Raw genomic sequence first — 6265 nt, forward strand, 5'->3', positions numbered from 1 at the left:
CCCCCAGGTTATTCAAAGTGTCGCAGACTGATCGGTGAATCTTCACATGACGAGCAATCTTTAAGCATTCTGACCAGTTTTTTTCAGCGGCATCTAAATCGTGCTTTACATGGTAGTCAATCATCGCTTGAACATTTAGCGCACGAAGTCGGTCATGGGTTAACTCTTTGGCATTGCACAATGCCAATGCTTCCCCGGCATACTTTGCAGCGTCCTCCCAGTTCTGTCGCACCGTCGCAATCCATGCAAGTCCTGCATAAGCAATAACTTGCAATTCCCTCAACGAATTCGGGGTATCCCTTACAACTTCTGCGAAAATAGGCTCTGCTTTATCGAGTTGCCCCTTCTGTAACAACAGCATTGCAAATGAGTTTGCGGCAGATAGCCGGTCCTCTTTGTTGTTACTCGACTCCAGCCAGGTTTCAGATAAAACCGTCAGCGCTGCTGGTATTGCTCCTGTAATAACTAATTGTTTTCCCCAAATCGAACTGATTCTTCCACGTAAACTCTGAGGGCATTCGGGATTATCACGCAATCGTAACAGCCGAGCAAACGTATCGTCATCCAAGGGGTCGGTGGATCTGATGTCTTGCAGGCTCGATAATCCGGTTTCAACTGCATTGTAATCGAATCGTTGCGCTGCGATGTGCACCAGTGCCGAAATTTGCCACAGTTCTTTTAACTCACTTTTCCCATGTTCTCTCAACCAGCGATAGACATTGTCGGTTGCACTGGTGTCGACGGTGTACTCTAACATTTTTCGAACAGCCGGAGGGTAAAACCGTATCACCCCTTCTTCACCATCGTCGATTTGAATCAACCGATAAACCGAAGGCGTGGTTTGAATCGTTCGCCAATCGACCTGGATCGATTCAGAGAGCAACCTTTGTGGAATCCCATGCGGGAATAAAGCAATAACTCCTGCCGATTGAAGAATGGTTTGGGGAACTCGACTGATCCAATTGCGATACAGATTTGTTAAATCGACTGGAAGTATCGATGGCATCTCGGTTCGCTGAATCGCCCAACCTTCGAGAGTAGGAACCAACCACCCCTCGGCAAACGCCTCCATGATGCGTTTTTTCAAGAAATGATCGAATCCTGCTGAAGTCAATTGGAGCCAGTCGAACCAACTGTCGGGTGCGACAAGCGCAGGAAGCATTTGGCGAACAAACTGCTCGGTTTCTTTGCGATCACGTGGCGGCAAGCTCCAGTGAAACTTGTCGTTATCGCGAACTTGCTGAGAAGTATCAATCGAATCATCGGTGACACCGAATCGTATGATGCGTTCTGTCGTGGAAGAAGCGATGTTTGACTGGACGTCTTGCTTTGAGTCAATTAACAGAATCAGCGGCTTCTTCTCTGCATTCACTTTCGCTTGATACCATTGCTCTATTAACTCATGAGTCGATGCCTTCCAATACTCACATGTTTGAACAGTTGCAACGGGGATTCCACTCGTTAGCAACGGAATCGCCGCTCCGATTACTTGATCTTCCGGCAACAGATATGGGTCGATGTCTACCTTAGTTATCGTACTACGAGATTCTTCGACAACAGTGGTACTAAGGAAAGATGATAATGCCGGTACGGGAATAAAAGAGTCGAAGTAACCGGAAAAGGATTCTACTGACTCGTAAGGAAATGATGGCGACACCGCCTCGGAGATAAAGTGCAATGTCTGTCGAGCGGAGGTTAACCGATTCGCCGGGTTGGGATCGGTTAATCTTGCTATTAAGTCGACTAACCACGGTTCTGCCCAAGGGGCTTCACTGCGAACATCCGGCAAAGGCGCTTCGCCTCGGCGGCGCACTGCCTGCGCAGGTGATAGCTCGGTGTAAGGAATATGCCCGGTAACAATTTGAAACAGAATTATACCAACCGAATACAAATCGATACCGGGTAAAGCGATTTTCTCACCCCAACGCTCGGGCGGTAAGTAATCCCATGTCCCGCGTAAACGACTACGATTTCTCGTACGACCGGCAAGTCCGAAGTCAAGCAACTTGACCGAAACACCATTATTGAGTTCGGTAACTTTGAGGTTCCCGGGTTTCAAATCATGATGTACAATGTTATTCGCATGTAGAAAATGTAAGGCTCGCAATAACTCAATAAGAAACGCTAACACACGATTGGAATCTTGTCTCCAGTCAAAAGTGTCGGGAGGTTTTCCGTTGATCCACTCCATCACGAGATATGGAGAGTGCAGGGATTCATCTATTCCAATGGAGAATAAGTGAGTGAAGGAAGGGTGTCGAATTGGAGCAAAAAACGAAAATTCATTTAACAGCGCTTGCCAGTTAGCATTCGTGCGGTTATGAAAAAGCTTCACCGCGACTTCGGTATCGTTCCTCCAACGATCGAATGCACGATAGACAGCTCCCACGGCACCGCTACCAGCAGTCTCGTGAATCGTGTAGCGATGATCAAGGAGATAAGGAAACAAGTCAGCAATCCATGAAGCGTGTAACTGTCTAAGCAAGGTAGTTTGATGAATTTCACGATACAAATTCTTTCGTTTGTTCAAATTAGAGAGTTTTGGTCTGATTTGAGGCATGCTCGGAAACGTAACAGCATCTAATTGTTTTTTACATGGTTATATCAGAAGTAAGGAGAATCAGCTCAAGTTCTTCCTTAGGTAACATTTTCCTCCTGCGGCAAAATCTTCCCTTTACATAGCTTTTCCAATACTTACTTCCCATTTCAATCAGTTTGGCCCAGTCTCCGACGTTACCAATCAATACTAAACTTTATATACTATATATATTCAATTACTTACGAAGCATATTTTATTTTTGTATGCAAGCAGCGCTTGATTGTGCAGTGCATCACATCCTTCAAATTGTGTTTTTCGTGTCTTGGCACAGGAGTTGCCAAATAGTGTTTCGATACAGAGACATCTACCTCTGTGAATCCAACTCCGAAGACGATTTCGGAATCTCAAAAACACCGCCCAGTACGGGCAATGGAGGAATCATGCAGGTCCGTTCCAAGAAGTACATCCTTTTAATTTCGTTCGCTATCTCAGCATTAGTATTAGTTTTCAGTGGTTGCGTCCGTAATGCAGTAGCCCCCGGCTCAGCAAGCACCAACCAAGTTGAGCGAGTACCACTGCCCGCCGATCTTGCGGAAATTCAACGACTACTACCTAATGGCGCACATGTTCTCGCCAGCCAAAACCCAATGCGGGTCTTGGAAGATGCGTACACCGAAAGTATTGTAAACCCGTCAGCGCCGGTAGTCCAAGGAGTTATTGTCGAAAACTGTGGTGTCAAGTTTCCTGTAGGCACATTACCAGGTACCTTACTTGCTACCGTTTATGTTGACAACAAGCCCTATCCCGCGGTCGAGTACGGTCCCCACAACATCGGATTCAATGGCGAGGTTACCATTGAGATTTCTTATGCAAATCACTATCCCTTGTTAGCTTCTACCAGTCTATTGCAGATTTTCTACTGGAACGAAGCGCTTCGCCGTTTTGAACCGATCCGTTCAGAAATCGATCGCGAACACCGGATCGTCCGTGGCTACACGACACACTTTAGCTATTACCTAATCTCTGGTGTCGACGAGATGATCGAATCCTGGTAATACATACTCGATAGGTTATAATCTGCATAAACCGCAGAGACTCACTATCGTTTGTATTGCATGATCTCTCTCTCAATGTAAATCTCCATTGCTCTCTCGGACCGGAGCAATGGCGATTGCATTTAGTTGCTGGTAAGAATGAGTTTCCACGATCTCCAAATACCTACCATGAAAAAGAGCCGGACGATGTTCCGGCTCTTTGGATATGCAATTAACGATCTGCTACTGGTTGCCCATTGTAAAGGGATGAAGCGATTGATCGCTTCCGCCTAACAACCGATAACTGCCGTTGTATACTCCGAGCACACTGTTGAATCCGGTAAAAAAGTAACTTGCAAAATTCTCTCCACCAACGCGAAGCACACCAATCGAATCGCCATTCGCCACCGAAGCTGGTATCACCCAAGTACCTTCAAAATTGTACGAAACCAATTGGTTGGTTTGATTCATTCCCAAATATGCAACTCCCACAGCATGAAACGAGCCTTCGGGAGATGTGTACAAACTATTAGCTCGCGAACAGTCAACATTACTCCAATCATAGGGTGATTCATAGCGCTGCGCAGGTATTCCAGGAATCGAAAAAGATACGTCAACACTGTTGTTCCACGTTCCAGAGAATTTACCGTTGGTGTTTCGCTCATTCATGAATGCGATTGTGGTGGTAGTGGTTGTACTACTTGCGGTATACGTAGTCGAATGCTCCTGCTCAAACTTAGCCGGTGCACCACCGCCCCGCCATGGATTCGGCGTCCATCGCATTTTTGTCAATATTGCCTGCTGGTTAACGGTGTCGCGATGAACATACCAACTATCTTCATATCCGGTTGGCTCGGAAGATGGTGGGTCTTGAATTTCTGCTGCAGTGGTACGAGAAATCACTACTGCCGTATTCAAATAGTATAGAAAACCGGGCGTCATACTCGGATTCTGGGAGAAAGTCAAACCCGCAATTCCCTGATGAACCGATGCTGAGTATCCACTAAAAATACTGGATGCGGAGGGGCCATCATTCGGATTAATGCCTCCCGGACCAGTTGGATTACTGCTGCTGTCATCGCCACTGCATCCACTCATTGAGACAGCAATTGCAACAAATGCAATGCTTACAAGTAGAGCCGCTGTACTCATCTTCATAATATACTCCTAACTGATTGTAGTGTTTCAAACCATTCAACAAAACCGGAAGTGATACTATACACCGGTTGTTTAACAAGGAGCGATGGTAAACGGATGAAACTTCCAAGTCAAATGGGCAAGAATCGTTACAAACGTTGGGTGTAATCTGGATCACATTTTTATTGCATATATTTTGTGTTGATACTGCTACAATACACCTTAACCGGTTGTTAACAATAAGGAAAGGGCTTGTTTTTTCAGACAGTCCGAAATCATTGAATGATGCGAGTGACACCTCGAATTGCAGCAATTAGCAGTACAATCGCTAAAAGATATTTGATTTGAACCGGTGCAAACCGTTTTGCTGCGTTACTTGAACCAAGCCATCCGCCCAGAATCGCTACTGCAATCATTGGGGTAAGATTACCCAAGAGTAACTGACCTGATACTAAGCGACCGACTAACCCAGCTAACGAATTCGCTAAGATAAAGAGTGCGGCAATGGCAGCCGTTTGTTTAATGGTTGCCCATCGGAAAAAAAGTAGCACCGGACTAAGAATAACTCCACCACCGATTCCGACAACTCCAGATAGCGCTCCAATCGATGCACCAATCATCGATAAAATGAGTGATTTTGGTGACTTGAGTTTATCGACTGGTGTTTCATTCAAAGGCAGTAACATCCGGAACGCAGCGGCAACAAAGGCACAAGCGAGTAGTCCATCGAATACTGCTTGGTGGATAGGAAAATAACCACCCAAAAAAGCGGCGGGAACTGATCCCAGTAAAAATGGCAAAGCTGTCTTTCTATTGAGAAATCCTGCTCCGGTAAAATTGCAGAACGCAATACCGGATACGATTACATTTAGCACAAGAGCGGTTGTACTTGCTTCTTTCGCGGGAAAAGCAAAGAGGCTTAACACTGCTAAATATCCAGAAGCACCACCGTGACCAACAGATGAATAGAGAATCGCTACAAGTAGAATTAATAGAGTTAACGCGGTCGTTTCCATTGCATTAACTCACGAATCCTTTTCTACTGCTATCGTTGTAATCATATCGCCCACCTTAACTTCACCGCCGTGCAACACTTTCACGAATACCCCCTCACGCGGCATTATACAATCACCTACCGAGTAGAAGATTGCGCAATGGGAATGGCATACTTTCCCAATTTGTGTTATCTCTAACTCGACATCAGAAACCCAAATGCGACCACCAATTGGAATCTGCAACAAATCGATTCCAGAAGTGGTAATGTTCTCGGCAAAATTTCCAGGATGAACATCGGCTCCCTTTATCCGCATCTGGTTTATACTTTCAAGCGATAGCAAACTGATTTGCCGATGCCAATCACCAGCATGTGCATCACCTGCGATACCCCAAGACTCGATGATTCTAACTTTCTCAACATTCGTTTTTGGGACACCTTTTTCGGTGCTAATCGACAAAGCGATAACTTTTCCTATCATCGGGTGATTCCCAATTGAGCTGATGACAAGAATTGAAATTCTACAACATCACCTGCCCGTAATTCAATCACTTCGCCGGG

5 protein-coding genes are annotated in these 6265 nt (G+C 45.6%); 1 reads left to right on the forward strand and 4 read right to left on the reverse strand.

The genetic code is table 11. From position 1 onward, the window contains the following. The coding region (locus tag OEM52_13135) for a serine/threonine-protein kinase (GenBank protein ID MDK9701081.1) at positions 1–2449 on the reverse strand (2449 nt) is incomplete at its 3' end. 530 nt (positions 2450–2979) lie between these two features. Here OEM52_13135 and OEM52_13140 point away from each other — a divergent pair. Next, complete coding sequence (locus OEM52_13140; protein MDK9701082.1) at positions 2980–3594, forward strand: hypothetical protein; 615 nt, start codon at positions 2980–2982, stop codon at positions 3592–3594. Positions 3595–3816: 222 nt separating this feature from the next. Here the strand turns inward: OEM52_13140 and OEM52_13145 are convergent, their stop codons facing one another. The 3 genes from OEM52_13145 to OEM52_13155 all read right to left on the reverse strand — a co-directional run bounded on the left by OEM52_13145 (position 3817) and on the right by OEM52_13155 (position 6185). Further along, positions 3817–4731, reverse strand: coding sequence for a hypothetical protein (locus OEM52_13145; GenBank protein MDK9701083.1), 915 nt, complete (start codon positions 4729–4731; stop codon positions 3817–3819). A 254-nt stretch (positions 4732–4985) separates the two neighbouring features. Continuing rightward, on the reverse strand, positions 4986–5726 hold the full coding sequence (locus OEM52_13150; protein MDK9701084.1) for a sulfite exporter TauE/SafE family protein: 741 nt from the start codon (positions 5724–5726) through the stop codon (positions 4986–4988). Positions 5727–5735: 9 nt separating this feature from the next. Next, complete coding sequence (locus OEM52_13155) at positions 5736–6185, reverse strand: MOSC domain-containing protein (protein ID MDK9701085.1); 450 nt, start codon at positions 6183–6185, stop codon at positions 5736–5738. Positions 6186–6265 lie beyond the last annotated feature (80 nt).

It is taken from the genome of bacterium, from assembly GCA_030247525.1.
Taxonomy (GTDB): domain Bacteria; phylum Electryoneota; class JAOADG01; order JAOADG01; family JAOADG01; genus JAOTSC01.